The 22,284-nt window shown below is 65.4% G+C and carries 17 protein-coding genes; 7 read left to right on the top strand and 10 right to left on the bottom strand.

The window, feature by feature from the left end; genetic code table 11:
• Positions 1-181 precede the first annotated feature (181 nt).
• From V5279_RS20775 to V5279_RS20790, 4 genes are all read left to right on the top strand, one after another.
• Entirely contained in the window at positions 182-2,683 is a 2,502-nt protein-coding gene (locus V5279_RS20775) for a penicillin-binding protein 1A (RefSeq protein WP_338700527.1), read from the top strand.
• A gap of 97 nt (positions 2,684-2,780) precedes the next feature.
• Positions 2,781-3,912, top strand: a protein-coding gene (prfB, locus tag V5279_RS20780) for a peptide chain release factor 2 (protein WP_166204679.1) whose coding sequence is annotated in 2 segments (ribosomal slippage) — positions 2,781-2,849 and positions 2,851-3,912 — 1,131 coding nt in all. Because the reading frame shifts where the segments join, the coding sequence is not laid out codon by codon here.
• Positions 3,913-3,915: 3 nt separating this feature from the next.
• A complete protein-coding gene (locus V5279_RS20785; RefSeq protein WP_338700531.1) occupies positions 3,916-4,785 on the top strand; it encodes an NAD(P)-dependent oxidoreductase in 870 nt (289 codons plus the stop codon).
• 84 nt (positions 4,786-4,869) lie between these two features.
• The gene (locus V5279_RS20790; RefSeq protein ID WP_338700533.1) at positions 4,870-5,805 is read left to right on the top strand and encodes a DMT family transporter; all 936 of its coding nucleotides are present in this window, start codon (positions 4,870-4,872) and stop codon (positions 5,803-5,805) included.
• Here V5279_RS20790 and V5279_RS20795 read toward each other — a convergent pair.
• Positions 5,765-7,918 carry a carbamoyltransferase C-terminal domain-containing protein gene (locus V5279_RS20795; protein ID WP_338700536.1) on the bottom strand — a complete coding sequence of 718 codons (2,154 nt, stop codon included), beginning with the start codon at positions 7,916-7,918 and terminating at the stop codon, positions 5,765-5,767. The genes V5279_RS20790 and V5279_RS20795 overlap by 41 nt on opposite strands.
• A gap of 161 nt (positions 7,919-8,079) precedes the next feature.
• On the opposite strand from V5279_RS20795, the gene V5279_RS20800 reads away from it, so the two are divergent.
• Complete coding sequence (locus V5279_RS20800; protein WP_338700538.1) at positions 8,080-9,306, top strand: ABC transporter substrate-binding protein; 1,227 nt, start codon at positions 8,080-8,082, stop codon at positions 9,304-9,306.
• A 711-nt stretch (positions 9,307-10,017) separates the two neighbouring features.
• On the opposite strand, the gene V5279_RS20805 is transcribed toward V5279_RS20800, so the two are convergent.
• From V5279_RS20805 to V5279_RS20835, 7 genes are all read right to left on the bottom strand, one after another.
• Entirely contained in the window at positions 10,018-10,815 is a 798-nt protein-coding gene (locus tag V5279_RS20805) for a class I SAM-dependent methyltransferase (RefSeq protein ID WP_338700540.1), read from the bottom strand.
• Between the two features lie 491 nt (positions 10,816-11,306).
• Positions 11,307-12,644, bottom strand: a complete 1,338-nt coding sequence (locus V5279_RS20810) for an O-antigen ligase family protein (protein WP_338700542.1) — start codon at positions 12,642-12,644, stop codon at positions 11,307-11,309.
• A 6-nt stretch (positions 12,645-12,650) separates the two neighbouring features.
• Complete coding sequence (locus V5279_RS20815; protein ID WP_338700544.1) at positions 12,651-14,078, bottom strand: glycosyltransferase family 1 protein; 1,428 nt, start codon at positions 14,076-14,078, stop codon at positions 12,651-12,653.
• The gene (locus V5279_RS20820) at positions 14,075-14,815 is read right to left on the bottom strand and encodes an ABC transporter ATP-binding protein (RefSeq protein ID WP_338700546.1); all 741 of its coding nucleotides are present in this window, start codon (positions 14,813-14,815) and stop codon (positions 14,075-14,077) included. Before V5279_RS20820 ends, V5279_RS20815 begins: the two co-directional genes overlap by 4 nt.
• A gap of 2 nt (positions 14,816-14,817) precedes the next feature.
• Positions 14,818-16,758 (bottom strand): glycosyltransferase, encoded by a 1,941-nt coding sequence (locus V5279_RS20825; RefSeq protein ID WP_338700548.1) that lies wholly within the window; start codon positions 16,756-16,758, stop codon positions 14,818-14,820.
• Positions 16,759-16,775: 17 nt separating this feature from the next.
• On the bottom strand, positions 16,776-16,946 hold the full coding sequence (locus V5279_RS20830) for a hypothetical protein (RefSeq protein WP_338700550.1): 171 nt from the start codon (positions 16,944-16,946) through the stop codon (positions 16,776-16,778).
• A 256-nt stretch (positions 16,947-17,202) separates the two neighbouring features.
• Positions 17,203-17,637, bottom strand: coding sequence for a hypothetical protein (locus V5279_RS20835; RefSeq protein ID WP_338700552.1), 435 nt, complete (start codon positions 17,635-17,637; stop codon positions 17,203-17,205).
• A 161-nt stretch (positions 17,638-17,798) separates the two neighbouring features.
• Here V5279_RS20835 and V5279_RS20840 point away from each other — a divergent pair, with 161 nt between their 5' ends.
• On the top strand, positions 17,799-18,674 hold the full coding sequence (locus tag V5279_RS20840; RefSeq protein WP_338700554.1) for a DUF6502 family protein: 876 nt from the start codon (positions 17,799-17,801) through the stop codon (positions 18,672-18,674).
• A complete protein-coding gene (locus V5279_RS20845; protein ID WP_338700556.1) occupies positions 18,671-19,924 on the top strand; it encodes a DUF5666 domain-containing protein in 1,254 nt (417 codons plus the stop codon). Before V5279_RS20840 ends, V5279_RS20845 begins: the two co-directional genes overlap by 4 nt.
• Positions 19,925-19,993: 69 nt before the next feature.
• Here V5279_RS20845 and V5279_RS20850 read toward each other — a convergent pair whose 3' ends face one another.
• Both V5279_RS20850 and V5279_RS20855 read right to left on the bottom strand, forming a co-directional pair.
• Entirely contained in the window at positions 19,994-21,358 is a 1,365-nt protein-coding gene (locus tag V5279_RS20850) for a M23 family metallopeptidase (protein WP_338700557.1), read from the bottom strand.
• Between the two features lie 100 nt (positions 21,359-21,458).
• Positions 21,459-22,172 carry a peroxiredoxin gene (locus V5279_RS20855; protein WP_338700558.1) on the bottom strand — a complete coding sequence of 238 codons (714 nt, stop codon included), beginning with the start codon at positions 22,170-22,172 and terminating at the stop codon, positions 21,459-21,461.
• Positions 22,173-22,284 lie beyond the last annotated feature (112 nt).

A 22,284-nucleotide genomic window follows, 5' to 3' on the forward strand; every position in this document is an offset into this window, starting at 1 on the left:
ATTGTCCGGCGGCTCTTGTATATTCGCGCGCGCAAGGCGGCTCGCTGGGCCAAGGCTTCGTTGTGTAAGGCCTCGTTGTTTGAGCCTTCGTTGTGCGAGGCTTTGTTGTGTGAGGCTTTCGCACTTTTGGACAGGCGCTCCCGACGACTGAGCGCCGGAGGGTAGGAACGGGACGTCGATAATGCGCCTGCTCGTGCGGTTCATGGGTTTCTTGTTCGCCGCTGGAACCGTTGTGTTCCTGGTTGGTGTCGCCGCCGTCGCCGGCGCGATCTGGCATTTCTCCAAGGATCTGCCCGACTACTCGCAGCTCCAGGATTACGAGCCGCCGGTGATGACCCGCGTGCATGCCTCCGACGGCGCGCTGCTCGGCGAATACTCCAAGGAGCGCCGGCTCTATCTGCCGATCCAGGCGGTGCCGAAGCTCGTGATCAACGCGTTCCTCGCCGCCGAGGACAAGAACTTCTACGAGCACGGCGGCATCGACTATCAGGGCATGGCGCGCGCCGCCGTTCTCTATGCGCAGAACTACGGCTCGAACCGCCGCCCGCAGGGTGCCTCGACCATCACCCAGCAGGTCGCGAAGAACTTCCTGCTCACCAACGAAGTGTCGTTCGCCCGCAAGATCAAGGAAGCCTTGCTGGCGATGCGCATTGAGCGCGCCTATTCCAAGGACCGCATCCTCGAACTTTATCTCAACGAAATCTATCTCGGGCTCGGCGCCTACGGCATCGCGGCGGCGTCGCTGGTCTATTTCGACAAGTCGGTCAACGAGCTGACGATCGCGGAGGCGTCCTATCTCGCCGCGCTGCCGAAGGCACCGGCTGCATTGCATCCCGTGCGCAACCGCGATCGCGCGATCGAGCGCCGCAACTATGTGATCGATCGCCTGCTCGAGAACGGCTGGATCAAGCAGGCCGACGCCGACAAGGCGCGCAAGGACCCGCTCGTCGTCACCAGCCGTTCCAACGGCGCGCATATCTTCGCCGGCGAATATTTCGCCGAGGAGGTCCGCCGCGACATCTTCGAGCGCTACGGCGAAAAGAAACTCTACGAGGGCGGGCTGTCGGTCCGCACCACGCTGGATCCCAAGATCCAGGTGATGGCGCGCAAGACCATGGTGGCGGGTCTCGTCAATTACGATGAGGCGCAGGGCTGGCGCGGTGCGCTCCACAAGCTCGATGTGTCGGGCGACTGGGGCGTCAAGCTTGCCGACGTCAAATCGCTCTCCGACATCTCGCCATGGCGGATGGCCGTGGTGCTGGAGACCAGTGACCAGTCGGCGCGGATCGGCTTCCAGCCGGGCCGCGAGCTCGGTGGCGCGGTCAGCAAGGAGCGGCAGACCGGCATCATCACGATGGATGGGGTGCGCTGGGCCAAGGCCAAGGGCAAGGCGCCGACGGCGGTTTCGCAGGTGCTGCAGCCGGGCGACGTGATCTATGCCGATCCGCTGGTGACCAAGGAGGGCACGGCGGTCGAAGGCCAGTACCGCCTGCGGCAATTGCCCGAAGTCTCCGGCGCGATGGTGGCGATGGATCCGTGGACCGGCCGCGTGCTCGCGATGGTCGGCGGCTTCTCGTTCGACCAGAGCCAGTTCAACCGCGCGACGCAGGCCTACCGGCAGCCCGGATCGTCGTTCAAGCCCATCGTGTACTCGTCGGCGCTGGACAACGGCTACACGCCGTCGACCACCGTGATCGATGCGCCGATCGAGATCGATCAGGGGCAGGGCGGGGGCGTGTGGCGTCCGGAGAACTATTCGACCGGCAAGTATTATGGGCCGACCACGCTGCGCAACGCGCTGCAGCGCTCGCTCAACACCGTGACGGTGCGGCTCGCGCAGGACATCGGCATGCCGCTGGTCGGCGAATACGCCAAGCGGTTCGGCGTCTATGACGAATTGCCGAACTATCTGTCGTATGCGCTGGGTGCCGGTGAAACGACCGTCATGCGCATGGTTACCGCGTATTCGATGTTCGCCAATGGCGGCCGTCGGGTGAAGCCGACGCTGATCGATCGCATCCAGGACCGCTACGGCCACACCATCTTCAAGCACGACACCCGCGAATGCCGCGGCTGCGACTCGCCCGCTGGCTGGAAGAGCCAGCCCGAGCCGCAGCTCGTCGACCGCCGCGAGCAGGTGCTCGATCCGATGACCGCCTACCAGATCACCGAGATGATGGAAGGCGTGGTCCAGCGCGGCACCGCCACCGTCGTCAAGGAGGTCGGCAAGCCGATCGCCGGCAAGACCGGCACCACCAACGACGAGAAGGACGTCTGGTTCGTCGGCTTCTCGCCGGATCTCGCGGTCGGCGTCTATATGGGCTACGACAAGCCGCGCAATCTGGGCCGCGCAGCCACCGGCGGCCACGTCGCGGCACCAATCGCCCGCGACTTCCTCAAGCTTGCGCTCGCCGACAAGCCGCCGACGCCGTTCAAGGTTCCCGCCGGCATCAAGCTGATCCGCGTCGACGCCAAGTCCGGCATGCGGGCCGGCCCCGGCGATAGCGGCAACACCATCCTCGAGGCCTTCAAGCCGGGCACCGCGCCGCCGGACAACTACTCGGTCATCGGTGTCGCCGATGCCGACGGCCGTGGCCCCGGTCCCGGCCCCCAGCCGTCGCAGAGTGGTGGACAGCCGGATGGCGGCTTCTTCATGCGTCCGGGAACCGGCGGGCTGTATTAATCGGCTTCGTGCCCAAATCGCGGGGATAACCCGATTGCGCTTTGCCGCGCCGGCCGCTACATCCCCGGCAAGCTTTTTTGCCAACACCTGAAAGACCATGCGCGCGGAAATCGAACGCCTTGTTGAAGAGATCAAGCAGTCAGTCGGGCTGCTGAGGAGGCATCTTTGACGTCGATCAATCGACGGCACGCCTCGCTGAGCTGAACAAGCTCGCAGAAGACCCCAATCTCTGGAACGATCCCCAGAAGGCCCAGCGGCTGATGCAGGAGCGGACCTCATTGGAGGACGCGCTGTCTGGAATCGGCAAGGTCGAGCGCGAGCTCGAGGATCAGGTCGGCATGATTGAGCTTGGCGAGGCCGAGAACGATGCGGCCGTGGTCGCCGAGGCCGAGAAGGCGCTCAAGGACCTCAAGAAGGAGGTCGCCCGGCGCGAGCTCGAGGCGCTGCTCTCGGGCGAGGCTGACAAGTTCGATTCCTATCTCGAAGTTCATGCCGGCGCAGGCGGCACCGAGAGCCAGGACTGGGCGCAGATGCTGCTGCGCATGTACACGCGATGGGCGGAGAAGCACGGTTTCAAGATCGAGTTTCTCGAGGAGTCGCAGGGCGAAGAGGCCGGCATCAAGTCCGCCACCATCCAGATCTCCGGCCACAATGCCTACGGCTGGCTGAAGACCGAGGCCGGCGTGCATCGCCTAGTGCGGATCTCGCCGTTCGACTCGAATGCGCGGCGACACACCTCGTTCTCGTCGGTGCAGATTTTCCCCGTGATCGACGACAGCATCAAGATCGAGATCAAGGAGTCCGATGTCCGCACCGACACGATGCGGTCGGGCGGCGCCGGCGGCCAGCACGTCAACAAGACCGAGTCGGCGGTGCGCCTGACGCACATCCCGACCGGCATCGCGGTGGTCTGCCAGGCCGGCCGCTCCCAGCACAAGAACCGGGCGCAGGCCTGGGACATGTTGCGCGCGCGGCTCTACGAGATGGAGCTGAAGAAGCGCGAGGAGCAGGCCGCCGCCGATCAGGCCGCCAAGACCGATATCGGCTGGGGTCACCAGATCCGCTCCTACGTGCTGCAGCCCTACCAGATGGTGAAGGATTTGCGCACCGGCGTGCAGACCTCCGACACCTCGGGCGTGCTCGACGGCGATCTCGATGAATTCATGGCGGCGACGCTGGCGCAGCGGGCCTTCGGCACCGGGCCCGGCTCCGTCGAGGATGTGGATTAGCCCATGCCGCGCGTCGCTTTCATCGGATTGGGACGCATGGGCCATGGGATGGCTGGCCGTTACCTCGATGCCGGCTTCACGGTCGCGGTGTGGAACCGCAGCAAGGCCAAGGCCGAGGATTTGATCGCGCGCGGCGCGCAGTGGGCGACCTCGCCGGAAGATGCCGCGATCGATGCCGATGCCGTCGTGACCATGGTCGCCGACGACGAGGCATCGCGCGCAGTCTGGCTGACCAAGGACGGCGCCGCCGCCACCATGAAGGCCGGCACGCTCGCGATCGAATGCTCCACGGTCTCCTACCAGCACACGCTCGACATGGCGCACGAGTTGCGCAGCCGCGGCCTGATCTACATCGATTGTCCCGTCACCGGCCTACCGGAAGCGGCGGCTGCCGGCAAGCTGACGCTGCTGGTGGGTGCTGATCCCGCCGATCTCGAGCGGGCGCATCCGTTCCTCACTCCGATCGGCAGCACGATCCGTCATTTCGGCGCGGTCGGCACCGGCACCGTGTTCAAGCTGATCAACAATCTGATCGGCGCAGTGCAGATCGCGAGCCTTGCCGAGGGCATTGCGATCGCCGAGCAGGCCGGTCTCGACATGCAGCTGGTGGCGGAGGCGCTCGCGACCGGCGCGATCGCGAGCCCGCAGGTGATCCGCCACTCCAGGCGGATGATCGACCGCAACTTCTCCGGCGCGTCCTTCACCGCGGCGCTGCGCCACAAGGATGCCGATTACGCCGTGCGGCTGGCCGAAGCGCTGCTGCCCGGCGTGCCGGTGAGCCGCGCCGCGCTGGCCGCCTATGACAAGGCCAAGGCCCATGCGCCCGATGCCGACGAAGGCCAGATGATCGAGATCGTGTCGCGGCCGAAATAGGCCGGGCCGCCATTCACGGAAATCGGGTGGGAATATTCGCAAGCCTGCGCTAGTCACCTGTTCGAGTGCAGCTGAGTGCCCGACATGCCTTCCACCGACAACCGCATTGATAGCCGCGACTGGGGGCTGCTGGGTCTGCTGTCGGTGCTCTGGGGTGGCTCGTTCTTCTTTAACGGCGTGATCCTGCGCGAATTGCCGCCGCTGACCCTGGTGCTGCTGCGCGTGGTGCTCGGCACAGTCCTGCTGCTGCCGCTGCTGCGGGCCGCGAAGATCGAATGGCCGCGCGGCGTGTCCGGATGGGCGCCGTTTGTCGCGATGGGGCTGTTCAACAATGTGCTGCCGTTCTCGCTGATCGTGTTCGGGCAGACCTACATTCCGAGTGGCCTCGCCTCGATCCTCAATGCGACGACGCCGCTGTTTGCGGTGGTCGTGATGGCGGCCGCCGGCGAAGAGCGGCTGCAGGCGCGCCGCGTCGCGGGCGTGGTGGTCGGCCTGATCGGGGTCGCGATCCTGCATGGCGATGCGCTCGGCTTCGAGAGCCGGCAGGGCATCGGCATCCTGCTGTGCCTCGCCGGCGCCTTCAGCTACGGCATTGCGGCGCTGGTCGGGCGGCGGCTGCCACAGCGGGTGCCGCCACTGGGCACGGCGACGTTCCAGATGATCGCATCGGCCGCGATGATGGCGCCCGTTGCCGGTGTGGTGGAGCGGCCGTGGCTGCTGCCGATGCCGCATCCGGCCACATGGCTCGCCGTGCTCGGGCTCGCGGCGCTGTCGACGGCGCTGGCCTACATCGTGTTCTTTAAGATCCTGCAGCGCTCCGGCGCGACCAATGTGATGCTGGTGACGTTGCTCATCCCGGTGACCGCGATGCTGCTCGGCACGCTCGTGCTCGGCGAGCCGGTCGCGCCGCGCGAGGTGATCGGCGCGCTCGTGATCGCCAGCGCGCTGCTCCTGATCGACGGGCGCGTGCTGGGCTGGTTCAGCCGCGCGCCTGCTTCCACGCCGCATACCAGCCGGTGAAGCGTCCACTGTCGCGTTCGCCGCCGTGCCAGGCCGCATAGGTGGTGCCGTCGTCGGCGACCAGCACCACGGCATCGAGCCCCCTGGAGCGGCGCAGCGTGTCGATCGCCTGCGCCGGCGTCTGCGCGATGGGGCCTGCGACGTTGAACGAGGTGTTGACCGACATCTCGACGCCGATATGGCGGCCGAGCGCCTTCAGATAGGCATAGGTGAGGGGATCGTCGGTCTCGCGCACGATCTGGATGCGGCCGGTGCCGTCGGCATGCACCACCGCCGGAATTTTCTCACGCGCCTCCGGCTTCGAATGCGCGGTCAGCACCATGTAATTATAGGCGTTGTAGTCGCCGTCGGACGCGCCGTCTTCGAGCTCGAAATAGTCGCGCGCGGCCTGCAGCGTCGCCATCGGTGCTAGCGGCCGGATCGCCTCGCGATATTTGACGCGCTCGTTGAGCCGCTCGCGCACATGCGGGTCGCAGGGGTTGGCGAGGATCGAGCGATGGCCGAGCGCGCGCGGGCCGGTTTCGGCCGCGCCCTGGTAGATCGCGATCACGCCGCCTTGCGCCACCATGCTCGCCATCAGATCCGCGATCGCGTCGCGGCCTTGCGGCGTCGAGACGTTGCCGATCTCCATCGAGGCGACGTCGTCGTTCCTGAGCACCGTCGTGATATCGGCGTTCGAGGGCGGCAGCCCGCAATAGAATGCGTGCGACAGCGGCGCGCCGCGCGGAGCGCCCGCCATATGGGCGAACAGCCAGGCGGCGCCGATTGGCACGCCGGGATCGCCGGGCACTGGCGGCACCCACATGTGCAGCCGCGTCTTGCGCCCCTGCGCGCGCTCGAACCAGGCTTCGTCGAAATGCTCGAGCAGACGCATGTTGCCGAGCGCGTTCAGCGCCACGCCGCCGGTCAGCACCAGGCGGTCGGTACCGGTGATGCGCAAGAGATGATCAATGACATGGATCATCGCGTCCTCGAACACCAATTGCGTCGCGGCGGCCTTGTCGAGCCAGTCCTTGGTGTCGGGGCGATGATTGATGTCCTCGACGCGCAACACGGCGTCGGGATTCCAGATCTGGTCGGGGCGCAGCGGCGGGCCCAGGATGTCGATCAGCGGCTGATGATAGGGATTGTCGGCGGGATCGGCATACCAGTTGGCCATCGCGCGATTGAGCCGCACGGTGCCGCCCGGCCCAAGCTGCAGCACCGCCTTCAGCCGACGGTAATACGGATTGGTGGCGCGGTTCATGTCGCCCCAGGCAGCGGCGCCCATGTAGCGGCCCTCGCTGGACAGCCAGGTCCAGCCGCCCTGGCTCGACGAGATTACGGTGTAGAAGGCGCCGAGCGAGTCGAACAGGCTCTCGTTGCAATAGAGCTGCTTCATCTCGCCGTTCTCGGCGGCATAGAGCGAGATCGAGCCGACATCGCCGGTGCCGTCAAGCACCGCGATCGCAACCCGCTCGCGCGCATCTGCGAACGGCGAGGCCGTGAACGAGTACCAGGCGTGATTGTCGTGATGCGGCATGCAGATCAGCGGCAACTGCTCGCCGAGCCCGTACATCCGGCCGAGCCGGCGTGACAGCCGCCGCACCTGATCCAGCTGCCGCAGATTGATCGCGGGCGCGATCGGGGCGCGAAGCAATTTGAGGCTTGCCGGCGCTTCCTCCAGCGAGGTGCGGATCAGCATCGCCAGCAGCGCGGGATAGTCCCATGTCGTGACGAAGGCGGCGATGTCGCCGATATCGCGGCCCATGCGCTGCAGCACCTTGCGCATGTCGTCGAGCGCATGCTGCGGAAACTCGTTGGTGTGCTTGTTGCCGGAGAAGCGCTCTTCCTCGTTGTTGACGATCAGCCGCGGTCCGTCCTTCTGGGTGACCTCGACCAGCGCAACACCGGTGTTGTGCGTGCCGGGGCAGGCGAGACCCGCGATGTAGATGGTCTCGCCGCGCTGCAGCCGCTCGCGGATCGAGGCGATCGTGCGCTGCGCGAACTCGCCGTTGGCCTTGTGCAGGCCACGCTTCGCCAGCACAGATTCACCGAGGCGGCGCGTGAGCTCATAGCCCGCGACCGCAACACGCGGATGCCGCGGACCGGTACGAATGTCCGGTTTACGCAATCAGAACGCCTCGACTCGTGAGCCCCAGATCGACCTTCAATCACAAATAGCGCCAGGCAACAATGCCGTTTCGCCCAACGGAAATACCCGGCGCTTGCCAGCACATGCGTCTCTTGCGAGACTTGCCGCCAAAACCAACGACAAAAATCGGGGAGAAAACGATGCCGGCTCGTCTCGGATATATTGGCGCAATCGCGGCGTTCGCAAGTGCCGCACTGATCGCGACCTCGGCCACGGCGCAGAAGAAATACGATCCCGGCGCGAGTGATGGCGAAATCAAGATCGGCAACATCATGCCATATAGCGGCCCGGCGTCGTCCTATGGTGTGATCGGCAAGACCGAGGCCGCGTTCTTCAACATGATCAACGACCAGGGCGGCATCAACGGCCGCAAGATCGACTTCATCAGCTATGACGACGCCTATTCGCCGCCGAAGGCGATCGAGCAGGCGCGCAAGCTGGTCGAGAGCGACGAGGTGCTCTTGATCTTCCAGCCGCTCGGCACGCCGTCCAATTCGGCGATCATGAAGTACATGAATGCCAAGAAGGTGCCGCAATTGTTCGTCGCCTCCGGCGGCACCAAGTTCGGCGATCCCAGGAACTTCCCCTGGACGATGGGCTTTCAGCCCAACTACCAGAGCGAGGGACGCATCTACGCGAAATACATTCGCGACAATTTCCCGAACAGCAAGATCGCGGTGTTCTGGCAGAACGACGATGCCGGCAAGGATCAGTTCAAGGGCCTGAAGGACGGGCTCGGCGACAAGATCGGCATGATCATCGCCGACAAGTCCTACGAGGTCTCCGATCCCTCGATCGATTCGCAGATCGTCGCGCTGCACGATTCCGGCGCCGACATCTTCTTCTCCTGGGCGGCGCCGAAGGGATCGGCGCAGGCGATCCGCAAGGTCGGCTGGAAGCCAAAGTTCTTCCTCGCCAACACCGCGACCACGGTCGCCTCGGTGCTGAAGCCTGCGGGGCTCGAATATTCCAAGGGCATCATCTCGACCCAATACCTGAAGGATCCGACCGATCCAACTTGGGACAAGGACCCCGCGGTCGTGAAGTGGCGCGGCTTCATGGACAAATACTATCCCGAGGGGGACAAGGCCAATTTCAACAGCGTCTATGGCTATGTGCAGTCGGAGGCCATGGTGCAGGTGCTGAAGCAGTGCGGCGACAATCTCACGCGCGAGAACGTCATGAAGCAGGCGGCCAGTCTGAAGAACTTCCACTCCGATCTGATGCTGCCGGGCATCATGGTCAACACCTCGCCGGACGACTACTACCCGATCGAGCAGATGCAACTGATGCGGTTCAACGGCGAGACCTGGGAGCTGTTCGGCGACGTGATCACGGGCGAGGTCGGGCACGACGCGACGCGGTAGGATCGCATTTTTCGATACTCCCGTCATTGCGAGCGAAGTGAAGCAATCCGTCGCGCCGCAAGTGGAGGCTTGGGTTGCTTCGTCGCTTCGCTCCTCGCAATGACAGGGAAGTTTCGGATTGAACTGAGGCAGCAAATTCTCGGTGTCATCACCCGCGAATGCGGTGATCCAGTATCCCAGAGGCCGCAGTGTTTGAGCCGAGAGACCGCGGCGTACTGGATCGCCCGGTCGAGCCGGGCGATGACAGCGTGGGTGGGGACGCAGCTTCGCATTCTCGCGACATGGTCGTCCGAGCTTTGCTCTTCGTTTCGCCCTCTCTCGAAGAGAGGGCGCAGGGAAAGCCGGGTGCCGATCGCACCCATGGGCTCCGAGCAAAAGGTAGAAAGCTCGGGGGTAGGACCACAGGTGTAACCGGAGACGCCGGCTTTCCCTGCGCGATCGTTTCACGGCTTACTTCGTGCTCTCCCCGGCGAGACTTGGCTTTTTTGTCACCGCCTCTGCGAAGATGCTTCGCATCTCGCGGGGGCCCGCTGGGTCGTTCTGTCGCATCTCTCGAAACGGGCCGACGGGCGCAGCCGCTTGTGCTCAGCTCAAACGTCCCAGGTTGGGTGGCACAAATCATCGCATCAAGTCTGCGACAGAAATCAGTACTCAGCTTTACTCAGAGCCGGGATCGTCGGCGACGGCGCACTGCACACGATCGCTGGCGCCTCAGCGCCGGCGCAGAACGTACACTCCGGCATAATCGCACTCTTCAAATCCTGGCGGCGTGGCCGCCTGTTCAAATAGCTCGGCAGATATGCGATTGATATCGTGCCGGTGCTGAGGTGGGTTAGGCGTGACGTATGCCGCCTGATAGACGCGAGACATGTAGAGATAAAACCCGATGGATTCGAACGCGACGATCTCGAAATCCTTGGAGACGAAGTCCTCGAAGGATTTCTTGCTGATTAGACGATTGTACTCGACGACGGTAACTGCCTGCAGCCCGGCCTTTTGGCGATATCGATTTAGAGCTTCCCAACCCTCTGTCCAACCTTCGCTCAACAGGTAAAGTCCACCCGGCTTCACGACGCTGGCGATTTGATTGATCGCCTGCTTCTGCAGGTCCCAGGTCGGCAGGTTGATCAGGCAGCGAATGGTAACAGCTATGTCCGCTTGACCGAACTGGCGCGTGACAGGTTCAAGGTTCAGGACATCCGCTTGAGCAAAGCGGAGATTTTCGAGCCCCTGGCGCTGTGCCATGTCATTTGCGGCTTCGACAAAGGCAGGAATATAGTCGAAGCCCAATACCTCGCGTGCCTTCCTGGCGAACCGGGCGCTCGAGTGGCCATCGCCTGCGCCGATATCAAAAACCGTCGATCCGGTGGCCAGCCATCTTTCGATGGAAGCTTCAACCACCGTCTGCAGATACGGGTCGCGCGCGGTCGGACGTAGGCCGTCGGCATCCACCGGCTTTTCGGCCGCAGTCCGCCAGTAGTTTTCGATATCCGAAAGCGTAGGGGCCATTATGTGCTTTCCTTGCTCCTGACGACGTCATTGTCATGGATTCGGCTGGGACATCTCGCTTGGCAATGTAACTCTCGCCGCCAGGTTTTTCATTGCCTCGGGAGTCGCCAATCTTGATGCTGCCGGATCTGTCGAGAATGACATTTGGGTCAATCTATGTACGTTTGCTACCGCGTTGCCGCGTCGCTCGGGGAGATCGCCGATAGACATGCGACGATTATCTAAGGGTCTTCTTTTCCGCCTGGAGCGTTTTGATGGCTGCTTTCAACTCGTCAACAAGTCCCATCTGGAACTCCTCAGCTAATTCTGGGTAGTCACTACCACCACCCCCCCAGCCGAGCAACCCGAGCCGCCGTTGGCGGAGGCGGTCTCTTCATCGGAGAACTCATTGTGACTTCTGGAATATTTGCCGCTGCCGGTTGGATTTTGCCGCAGCCCGCGTGCTCGCCGGTCCGGCCACCGTTCTCGTCGGATTCAATTCGTTCCGGCGGCTACCGTTTCAATGCGACGACCTCTGCCGCGGCACCTTTCGGCAAAATCTTCTCCGGCTGCCGCGCCCGCAGCGCCATGCCGCCGGCGACGCCGACGCCGATCACATACATCCAGCCTTCGTGAAAATCGGACAGATGCGAGTTGAGCAGCGAACTCGTGATGTTCTGCACGACGACGGCAAGCCCGATCCAGGTCACGAGATCGCGGCTGACGAGATCGCGGCCGGTGAACAGGCGGATGTGGCTGGTCCACATGGCATAGAGCAACAAGATGCCAATCAGCCCCCACTGGATCCCGACATTGAAGGTCTGGTTGTGCGGATTGTTGATCACCTCGGCCTGCAGGCCGGTCTGGCCGGCGGCATCCTGCGTGAACGTGTGCTTGATCGCGCCGGTGCCGTGCCCGAGCCACGGCGCCCCGGCGATGAATTTCACCGACTTCCGCCAATAGGTCAGCCGCTGCGCGGTGGAGGCGATGCCGGAGGTGTCGTGCGCGCGATACTCGATGCCGACATCGGCGATACGTTGGCGCAGATAGGGGGATGTGGTCCAGACCAAAAGGCTTGCTGCGGCGACAGCGGCGAACAAGAGCCGCGTGGCGCGTCGTGACAAATGCAGCGAGGCGAACAGGATCAGGAGCACCGGTATGTAGACCAGCGCGGTCCGTGCCGAGACGACATAGAACATGTTGGCGAGGAACAGCAGGATCAGCGCGAGGCAGCCTGCCGCGATGCGCCATTGCCGGGCCTGCAGCGCCGTCAATGCCGGCAGCGCCAGCGCGAAGGCGCACAGCGCGAATTCCTGGCTCTGGTCGACATAGTTCTTGACCGGCACGCCTGCGGACGCGGTGTGCGCGAGCTTGAGCTGCGGCAACGCCAGCACGATCCAGGACAGGATCATCATCAGCGTGCACGAGGCCAGAAAGGCGATGAAGACCCAGAGCCCGCGCTGCGAGCGCTGGAAGTAGCCGAGCAGGAACGGCAGCAGCAGCAGCTTGCTGAGCGGCTTGATGCCGTGCAGCCGTTCGGTCCAGTCGGCCTCCGACCAGGCCAGGCCGACCAGCGCGAGCGCGACCAATGCGATCGGCAACGCAAAGGACGGCCGTGCGAGATCGAGAACGAATTGCTCCCAGTCGATGGTCGGGAGCACCGCGACAAGCCACAGCAGCATGAAGACGGCGAGCGCGGTCGTCGACCAGGGCAGCGACGCCGCGGCCAGCGCGATCATTGTATCGGTGGCGCGGAGGTAGGCGACCGAGCCGGACCAGGCGCGGACACGGTCGCGCCATCGCATCGGCGGTTCGATGGCAAGACCAATGGCGTCGGAATCGGTGGTCATGACCGGTCACACGCCGTGTGCGGTCGCGCTGTGGAATGTAACCATCGCGGCGGACAGCGCCGCGGCGGCGGCCGCGATTTCGGGGGCAGCCCGATGGGACAGCAGGTCGCGCGCCTGGGTATGATGGCCGAAGCGCTCGGCGAGCTCGGTCCGGCGCTCGCGGATCCGCTCGCGCCATTGCACCTGCTGCGCCAGAACGCGCCGCACCGAGGCGCAGATCGATTCGGTCGAGAACGGATCGAAATAGTCTGCAAGCTCGCCCGCGACCTCGCGGAACACGGCAATATCGGAGCACAGTACGGGGGTATTCGCCGCAAATGCCTCGATGATCGGGACGCCGAAGCCTTCAGCGAGGCTCGGCATGATCAGGCCATGCGCGCCCGCGATCAGCGCCGCCTTCTCGTGCTCATCGACATAGCCGGAGAAGCGGACGTTTTTCGGCTGGTTGCGCGCCTGATTGGCGCGGCCGGCATAGCCGATCACGATGAGATCAGCCTCCGGCAGCTTGCGGAAAGCGCGGATGACGGCCGCGAGGTTCTTGCGCGGCTCATTCGAGACGATGACGACGAAGCTCGGCCGTGCCGGGACGGTGGTTGGCACCGGCGCAAGCGGGGCTTCCGCCACGTCGAAACGGGTCCGCGGATAGACCACCCGCGCCGGAATGTGCGCATATTGCGGGAGCAGGGCGCGGAAGCGGTTCATGCTGTAGTTCGAGACGAAGGCGAGCTCGTCGGCCTGATGCACGCTGGTGAAAAGGCGCGACAGGAACAGGCGGGTCGCGATGTCATCCAGCTTGAGATCGGTGATCGGCAACAGGTCGTGGACCACGCAGATCACCTTGGCGTTCGGGTGGCGCCTGATCGCGACCCGGGTCGGGGTGTCGATGAGAATGACGTCATAGTCGCGCGCATCGACCCGCGGCGGGGGCAGCCGAGTCAGGGCCGAGGTGTCCTGATAGCTGTAGAAGCCGGGCTCGAGCAGGAAATCGCCGAACAATTCGAGATGGCGCAAATCGGTCGGAATGTATTCGAGGCCCTCGGTCCGGTTCTCGATCAGCTTGACGCTGGTCGGCAGCAGACGAACCGAGCGCAGGAAGGCGATGATGAATTCAAGCGAGGTCGCCGCCTTGAGCTTGTGCTTGAACCAGTCGACGGTGCGGCGCAGGCCGCCGCGCATCATCGGCGAGTTCATGTCGGTTTCATCGAGGAAACGATAGAGCGCGAGCAGCTCGATCAGCCGCGAGTCCTCGGGCAGCAGGCGCGTCCGCTGCTGCCTGCGGCGCAGCTTCCGGTAGCGGCGCGTGGTCTCCACCACGAGCGTCAATTGATGTCCATCGCCGGCGAGCGAGCGGATCAATTCGCGCGTGAAGTGGAAGATACCGCGCTTGTGGTTGGGTTCGCCAAGCGCCTCGCTGACGACCAGGATCTTTGTCATGCGCTGATTTCTCTGAGCTCGAGGTGATGCGGGACGGGAGCATCCAGCGCAACGGTGCTGGCGATGCGGCCGTGATCGAGATTGATGATGCTGGTGCAGGTGCGGCGCAGCAGCGCATGGTCGTGCGAGGCGATGATCACGATCGCCGCGGTCTCGACCATCTTGCGCAGCCGCTGCTCCGCCTTGGCCGAGAAATTCTCGTCGACCACGCTGAGCCATTCGTCGAGCAGCAGGATGTCGGCGGGAAAGGCGGTGGCGGTCGCGAACAGCACGCGCATCAGCATGCCCGAGGAGAACATGCGCAGCAGCAGCCGCCGCATGCGTTCCTCCAGTTCGGTGAAGGCCCAGATGTCGTCGAGGATCGCCGGTGTCGGCTTGCGTCCCGATATCCGCAGCAGCAGGTTGATATTGTCGGCGGCGACGAAATCGAGATTGACGCCGGCCCCTAAGCCCAGCAGCGGCACGATGTTGCCGGAAATCTCGACCCGGCCGCTGGTCGCCGGAAAGACCCCGGCGATCAGCCGCAACAGCGTCGACTTGCCGGAGCCATTCGGCCCGGCAAGGCCGATGCGTGCGCCCGCTTTCGCGTCGATCGAGATGTTGTCGATCGCGCGGATGGTGCGCATCTCGCTGCCCTGGCGGAACAGCCGCCCGAGCACGCGGCGCTTCAGCGAGAAGTCGTAGGCGCCGTACAGCGGATAGTCGAGGCAGACGTCGCGGAGCTGGATGCTTGCCATGCCTAGATCCAGAACGCCGCTTTGCGCAGATGGGCGACGGTGACGGTCGCGGCGACCGCGAGCACGGCGAGGCAGGCCAGCACGTAGATCACGCTGGTCGTCGCGACATGACCTGTTATCAGCGGGTCGCGCCAGATCGCGAACAGATGCGTCAGCGGATTGAGCCGCATCACCGTGGAGCCGCGATCGATCATCTCCTCTGTCCAGATGATCGGCGAGGCCAGGAATGCCAGGGTCAGCGAGGATTCGATGATCGGCTTGATGTCGCGATAACGTGTTGCCAGCGCGCCGAGCACGAGGCTCAGGGCCAGCGTGCAGACGACGAAGAGGGCAAGGCCGGGCAGGGCGGCGATGGCGCCGCCGACATCGCGGGGTGTCAGCGCGAGCCAGAGGATCAGCGGCACGACCGCGTTGTGGGCCGCGAACAGCGCCTGCCGGAAGGTACATTGCAGCAGGAAGACCACCGGCGGCAGCGCGCGATCCTTGATTAGGCTGGCCGAGTTCTGCAGCGCGGTGGTGGCGTCGAGCACGACGCTGTTGAGAAAGGTCCAGGCGGTGAGGCTCGCCGCGAGCATCGGCAGCCGCGCCAGCGCGCTCGCGTTGGAGAGATGGCCGATGACCGAGCCGAGCACGGCGACCATGATGGCCATCTGGATCGACATCCAGAAGGGTCCAAGGAGGGAGCGGACGTAGCGATGGCGCACGTCGGACCAGGCCAGTGCTGCCGCGATCTGGACCGCCCCGACGAGACCGGCCGTTTGGGGACGCGAGGCTGGGGCTGGTGAACCTGCGTCCTTTGCGGTGGCCTCGTCGGTAACGACCTTGCGGTACACTGTCTCGACTCCCTCCTTGAAGGCTGTGGTTGAGTATTTCGTCATGGCGCGATGGCGCGCGGCCTGACCCATGCGGCGGCGCCGCTCGGGATCGTTGATCAAGGTCTCGATGGCGTCGGCGAGCGCCGTGGGATCGCCCGGCGGCACCGTGATGGCCTCGAGGCCGTGGCGGGCGACATGCGGAACGCCGGTGTCGAGCGCGGTGTTGACGATGGGGCGGCTCGCGGCCATCGCCTCGAGCTGCACCAGCCCGAAGGTCTCCGCATTGGTCACCGACGGCATCACGAAGACGTCGGCGATGCGCATCAGCTTGACGCGTTCGCTCTCGGACACCGAACCGAGCAGGCGGACGCGGTCCTGCAGGCCGTAGTCGCGGATCAACTGCTCCAGATTCTCGCGCTCGCGGCCCTCGCCGACGATCCAGACTTCGAAATTGCGGGCATGCGCCGCACGCACCAGCACGTCAAAACCCTTGTAGGGTACCAGCCGTCCGCAGGCGAGCACCAGGCGGCCGCGGACGTTGACGTCATCCGGCCGGGCCGCCGGCCGGTCATATTTCGCAACATCCACACCAAATGGAACGGCGTGGCATTTGTCGGAAAATACCTGCAGCAGCGGCGTGGTCTCGAGCAGCACTGGATCGGAGACGATGATCGCGGCGGCGCGACGCAGCGTCCGCCGCATCAACGGTTCGACGAGGAAGCGCAGAGCCGCGTGCGAGACGATGTCGGCGTGCCAGTGCACCACCAGCGGACGCGCGCGGCCGAGCCCGAGCGCAAACACGAGGTCGGCGAGCGGGAAGGGGGCGTGCAACGCCAGCAAATCGTGCTCGCCGATGCGGCGCCACAGCCGCCACGGATAGGTCGGCGCGGCCGGCAGCGACAGCACGTCGCCGAACGAGTGCACGCGCTCGACGGCGACGTCGTTGACCACGATCTGCCGCTCGCCGCCGGAGCGCGAGCAGACCAATACCGCGGCGTTGAAGGTGTCCTTCAGGCCGGCGCAGATGTCGCGGATCACCGTTAGCGTGCCGCCGAACAGGTCGGGGTAGTAGACCTTGAAGATGTGCAGCACCGAGGGGCGCCGGACCGGCGCGTTGACAACAATCATGGGCGGCTCGATCCGGATCATGCTGCGAACAGGGCGACGACGAACGGCAGCGCTAGCGCGGTGAAGAACACCAGCGAGCGCAGCAGCGCCGGAAACACCGGCTCGATCGGGCCGCAGGGCACCTGCGGCGTGAAGCGGAGTGTGGTGGTGGCGAACCGACCGGATTCGCGGGCCGAACGGAGAGACATTGCGCCGGATTCCCTGCTGGATGGATTCTGGATACGTGGGAAAATTTCACACGTCAATGACGTCGGACTAAAATGTGGGATTATGTCCCACGTGTGGCGGTGGATAACTTTTTGGAGAAGGGGAGACGCGACCGCGTGACTTCACGCGCCACGACGGCGCGAGCTGAGCGAAATGACGAGGAAATGAGCAGAGCTATCGCGTGCCGCAGGCGAGCGCCGATCGTCATGCCCGGGCACGACGATCAGGGAGCAGGCGTCAGGCCGGCTCGGCCGTGCTGCGTGCGGCGGATGGCTGCAACTGGCGGCGGATGGCGGCGATGTCGAAATGGATCCGCTCGGGCGGCATTGCGGCGGCGGGCCGCTGCAGATCCTGTTCGATCACGACGCGCTTGCCGCCATCCGATGTCAGCGCGATCGAGATCGACTGCGCCCGCGGCTCGGCGGAGAGGCCGGCATGCGCGCGGCAGGCATATTCGCCGGCACGCAAGGCGCCGAAACCGAAGGCGAGCAGGCGGCCATAGATGTACAGCGCCACCAGGTCGGTTTCGTCGAAGCGGCGCGGCGAGCCGGGCACAACACCCGGCAGGCAGGGATAGCCGCCCGCCATCACCGTCGCCACGAACTCCTCGTAGGGAACCTGGGCGATCCGGCAGGCTTCCGCGATCGCAAGGTCGAATCGGGCAGGCGTCATGGAGCGGTCCGTAGCGATGGCGCAACGTCACGCACCGTGACGTCAGCGCCCGCAAGCGCGCATTGTGTCCGGGGGTGACTTTATTTCCCATAAGTGGGAAAATGTCACACGTCAAGGGCGGTGGGATTGTGTCCCACGCGGCGGACGGCTAAAACTTGGGCATGAATGCCAAAGTCCCTAAGCCGAAGCCGGCATCGTCAGCGCCGATCGCCGCAGCGAAGCTGCATTCGCCGCTGGCGCGGATGCTGCGTCCGCTGGTCCGGCTTTGCATCCGCGGCGGCATGACATTTCCGGCGCTGACCCAGCTGTTGCGCGAGCTCTACGTCAACGTCGCCGAGCACGACTTTGCGCTCGAAGGCAAGGAGCAGACCGACAGCCGCGTCAGCCTGCTGACCGGCATCCATCGCAAGGAGGTGGCGCGGCTGCGCGGCGCCGGCGCACCGGTCAACGCGGTGCCGGCGACGCTGTCGCGCACCAGCGCGATCATCGCGCGCTGGCTGGCCGCGCCCGAATTCACCGACGCGAAGGGCGACCCGCTGCCGCTGCCGCGCACCGCGGATGGCGGCGCGCCGTCGTTCGAGTCGCTGGTCGAATCGATCACCAAGGACGTGCGGCCGCGCGCGGTGCTGGACGAATGGCTCGACCGCAAGCTCGTCACCATCAACGACGATGGCGAGATCGTGCTGGTCGAGGAGGCGTTCGTCCCGCATGGCGACGACGACCGCAAATGGCACTATCTCGGCCGCAATCTGCACGACCATGTCGCGGCCGCCGAGATGAACGTGTCGTCGGCGACACCGCGCTTCCTCGAACGCGCGGTGCATTATGACGGGCTGTCGGCCAAGCTGGCGAAACGGCTCGAGGGCCGCTCGCGTGAGCTCGCTATGGAGGCGCTGAAGGTCGCCAACCGCGAGGCCAACCGCGCTTTGGCCAAGGACAAGGGCGGCGACTATCGCTGGAATTTCGGCATCTACATCTATCGCGAAGGCCCGGACGGCCCGGTCGATGACGATGCGGACGAGGGCGGCACGTCATGAAGCGCCCGCCCGTCATCTCGCGCCGCGCGCTGCTTGCAGCGTTCTGGCTCGCCGGAACGTCGCTCGCGGGCGCGCAGGGCAAGAAGCGCGGCAGCGACCAGGGCATCGGCGGCACCGGGATCACCGGCTCGGATCAGGGCATCGGCGGCACCGGCATCGTCGGCGTGATCCAGCGTTTCGGCTCAATCTATGTCAACGGCGAGCGGGTCGGCTACGCGGCCGATGTGCCCGTGCGGATCGACGGCGAGGCGGCGAGCGCGAAGGCGCTGCGGATCGGACAGCTCGCGCGCGTGGTGGCGCAGCGCGATGCTGGCGGCACGCTGTCCACCAAACGCATCGATGTGACGAGCGAAGTGACCGGGCCGGTCGAGCAAATGAAACCGGGCGAGCTGACGGTGCTCGGCCAGAAGGTCGCCTGGAACGGCCGCGAGAGCTGGCTGAAGCCGGGCGCGCATGTCGCCGTGTTCGGGCTGCGCCGCACCGACGGCGTCGTCGTCGCGAGCCTGGTGCAGCAGCACAGCGCCGCCGCGACGCATGTCACCGGGCCACTGGAGCGCGACCGCTCCGGGACCTTGCGGATCGGCGATCTCAAGCTGACCGGCGTCAACGCCGCGCTCGCCGGCCAGCGCGTCTATGCCGAGGGCCAGGTCGCGCAGGGCGTGATGCAGGTTGCGCGCAGCCGCGCCGACGACTTCTCCGATCTCACCGGCGCCAACCGGCTCCTGATCGAGGCCTATGTGCGGCGGGTTGGCAACGATCTGCAACTCGGCTCCGGCTTCGTCGCGCGCGATTATTCGCGCTTCTCGCCGGCGGCCGATACGCGCGTGGTCGTCAACGCGCAGCTGTCGGGCACGCGCGAGCTGCGCGTCGAATCGGTGCAGTCGGTCGGCAAGTTCCCGGGCTCCTCGGTGCGGAGCCCCGGCACGCCCGGACGTGGATCCGGTGGCGGCGGACCCGGATCAGGACATGGTCCCGGCGGGCCGGGTGGACCCGGCGGTGGTCCCGGCGGGCCGGGTGGTGGTCCTGGCGGTACTCCCTCTGGTCCGTCCGGTGGACTGCCGCCGGGTGGCGGCGGTCCTGCGCCCAATCCGGCCACGGGTGGATCAACCGGTCCAGAGCCCGGCGGTGGCTTTGGGGCACCCGGCGGCGGACCCTTCGGAGGCGGTGGTGGACCTTTCGGCGGCGGCGGGCCGGGCGGCGGGTTCGGCGGCGGCGGACCGCCGGGCGGCATGGGCGGCGGCCGGCGCTGACGCCACAAACGAGATCGGCGCAAGCGGGGCCGCTTGCGCCGACGTTCAGATCATTGTCGAGCGGCGGAGCTAGCCCGCGCTGAGCCGGACGCCGGCGCGGAGGAATTTCTGCGGATCGACCGCTTCGCCGTCGATGCGGGTTTCATAGTGCAGATGCGGACCGGTGGAGCGGCCGGTCGAGCCGACGGCGCCGATCACCTGGCCGATCTTGACGGTGTCACCGACCTTGACGCCGATCTCGGAGAGATGGCCGTAGCGGGTCGACAGGCCGTTGCCGTGATCGACCTCGACCATGCGGCCATAACCGCCGGCCCAGCCCGCCGACACCACCTTGCCGTTGGCGGTGACGCGCACCGGATCGCCCTGGGCGGCGCGGAAGTCGAGGCCGGTGTGCATCGCCGGCCGGCCGAGGAAGGGATCAGAGCGCACGCCGAAGCCGCTGGTGAACTCGACTTCGCCGACGACCGGCTTGCGATAGGGCACCAGCGCCAGCGTCTGGTTCAGCCGCTGCATCTGGGCGCGGTTGATGTTGATGCGATAGAGCTGGCGCTCAAATGCGCCGGCGTCGGCAGAGAGTTTCACAGGGACAAAGGGCCCGCCCACGCCCGAGCGCGGCGTCGCCGCTTCGAGCTGCGCCATGTTGAGGCCGAGGTCGGAGATCACGCCGCGCATCCGGCGCACCCGCGATTCGATGCCGTCCTCGACCGAAGACAGCGCGGCGACCTGGCGCCGCTCGACCTGGTCAAGCGAGGTCTGCAGACGGACCAGGACGTTGTCGACGCCCTGCGCCTTGGCGAACTGGTTCGGCTGCGCCTTGGCGATCAGCGGCGCGCGCGATTCCAGCCGCGCCTCGCGATCCGGCGGCGCCACGAAGATCACAGTGTCGCTGATCGGCGAGGGTTTTGGCGTGCCGGAGGAGGGCGCCTGCTCGGCGCGGCCCTGCGGCTTGATCGATCCGGTAGAGGTGGCATCGGGCATCGCGCCGAGCGCGGTGGCGCGCGATTCCAGCGTCGACTGCCGCTTCATGATCTGGTCGAGCTTCTGGTCGAACTGCTCCTGGTCGAGCAGCTGGCGACTGGTGGTGCGATCGACCTTGGCGCGCAGCTCGGAGATGCGGTCCTCATAGGCGTATTGCATCTCGGCCTGGCGCGCGATCAGCCGGGTCAGGACGTCGTCACGGAATGCGAAATAGGTCGCGGTCGCGGCCGACCACATGCCGAGCAGGACCACGGTGCCGACCGCGATCCAGAACACGACCGGCCCGAACCGGACCTGCTTGCCGGCATGGACAATGGTGTAGCCCTCGCCGGAGGCCGCCACCGCTGCGGCCGGAGCGGCGTGCTGCGCTGCCGGACGGCGTGCGGGCGTCCGGCCATGGTCCTGCGGATGATGGTGTTTCTGGTATTCCTGGTGATGACCGGACCGGCTCGACATCGGTACTCCCGCGGCCGGTCGGACCAAGCTCCGTACGGCTAATCTGCGGGGGCGATTTGAGCTCGCCATGGTTAATTTTCAGGAAACGGAACCCCTCCGATCAGATCGCTCGGGCGGCCTCCAGTACCGCTTCGGCATGGCCGTCGACCTTCACGTGGCGCCAAATCCGGGCGACTTTTCCGCCGGAATCGACCAAAACCGTGGTGCGAATAATTCCCATGAAGGTCCTGCCATACATGGATTTTTCGCCCCAGGCGCCATACGCCTCCAGCATTTGATGGGCCGGGTCAGAGACGAGCGGCACGGACAGCTGGTGTTTGTTTCGAAATGACTCCTGCGCCTTAACCGTATCGGCGGATATGCCGACCACCTCGGTCCCGCTGGCGTCGAACTCGCTTTTGAGCCGGGTGAAGTCGATCGCTTCCCGGGTGCAGCCGGGGGTGTCGGCGCGGGGATAGAAGAACAGCACCAGCTTCTTGCCGGCGAAATCCTTCAGCGAAACGGTGTCGCCGCCGTCGCGCGGCAGGCTGAAGGCCGGTGCCGCGGCGCCTTCGGCAAGTGTGACGGCGGACGGCTTGGTCACTGACGCGGCCGGCTCACGCTTTAACGGTTTCGATGCGGCCTTGTGCGAGGCTTTGCTTCGAACACCCGTCGCGGTCCTGGTCTTGGTTGTTTTGGCGGCTGCTTTCTTCGCAGCCGTTGTGCGGGTTTTGGTCGCGGACTTCCCAGTGCTTGCGCTTGCGGCGCGCGCAACCTTTGTTGCGACCCGCTTTCCGGTTGTGTTGGAGGATTTCTTGCGCGTTTTCTTGGACATACGCCTTCCTTTCGTCGCTTTCCGGGGCTCAACCATTGAGGTATTGCGGGTCTCATTCGCGGCGGCCGGATTCGCATCGGCCGCTGGGCAAGTTTGATGGCCACGGAGTATG

This window comes from Bradyrhizobium sp. 26S5 (assembly GCF_036923295.1).
Taxonomy (GTDB): domain Bacteria; phylum Pseudomonadota; class Alphaproteobacteria; order Rhizobiales; family Xanthobacteraceae; genus Bradyrhizobium; species Bradyrhizobium septentrionale.

Bases quoted from the DNA above. Each gene is read 5' to 3' on its own strand.
- V5279_RS20825 (WP_338700548.1), bottom strand. From the start codon at position 16,758: ATGATTGTTGTCAACGCGCCGGTCCGGCGCCCCTCGGTGCTGCACATC.
- V5279_RS20775 (WP_338700527.1), top strand. From the start codon at position 182: ATGCGCCTGCTCGTGCGGTTCATGGGTTTCTTGTTCGCCGCTGGAACC.
- V5279_RS20805 (WP_338700540.1), bottom strand. From the start codon at position 10,815: ATGGCCCCTACGCTTTCGGATATCGAAAACTACTGGCGGACTGCGGCC.
- V5279_RS20815 (WP_338700544.1), bottom strand. From the start codon at position 14,078: ATGACAAAGATCCTGGTCGTCAGCGAGGCGCTTGGCGAACCCAACCAC.
- V5279_RS20785 (WP_338700531.1), top strand. From the start codon at position 3,916: ATGCCGCGCGTCGCTTTCATCGGATTGGGACGCATGGGCCATGGGATG.
- V5279_RS20850 (WP_338700557.1), bottom strand. From the start codon at position 21,358: ATGTCGAGCCGGTCCGGTCATCACCAGGAATACCAGAAACACCATCAT.
- V5279_RS20855 (WP_338700558.1), bottom strand. From the start codon at position 22,172: ATGTCCAAGAAAACGCGCAAGAAATCCTCCAACACAACCGGAAAGCGG.
- V5279_RS20790 (WP_338700533.1), top strand. From the start codon at position 4,870: ATGCCTTCCACCGACAACCGCATTGATAGCCGCGACTGGGGGCTGCTG.
- V5279_RS20840 (WP_338700554.1), top strand. From the start codon at position 17,799: ATGAATGCCAAAGTCCCTAAGCCGAAGCCGGCATCGTCAGCGCCGATC.
- V5279_RS20845 (WP_338700556.1), top strand. From the start codon at position 18,671: ATGAAGCGCCCGCCCGTCATCTCGCGCCGCGCGCTGCTTGCAGCGTTC.
- V5279_RS20810 (WP_338700542.1), bottom strand. From the start codon at position 12,644: ATGACCACCGATTCCGACGCCATTGGTCTTGCCATCGAACCGCCGATG.
- V5279_RS20800 (WP_338700538.1), top strand. From the start codon at position 8,080: ATGCCGGCTCGTCTCGGATATATTGGCGCAATCGCGGCGTTCGCAAGT.
- V5279_RS20835 (WP_338700552.1), bottom strand. From the start codon at position 17,637: ATGACGCCTGCCCGATTCGACCTTGCGATCGCGGAAGCCTGCCGGATC.
- V5279_RS20820 (WP_338700546.1), bottom strand. From the start codon at position 14,815: ATGGCAAGCATCCAGCTCCGCGACGTCTGCCTCGACTATCCGCTGTAC.
- V5279_RS20830 (WP_338700550.1), bottom strand. From the start codon at position 16,946: ATGTCTCTCCGTTCGGCCCGCGAATCCGGTCGGTTCGCCACCACCACA.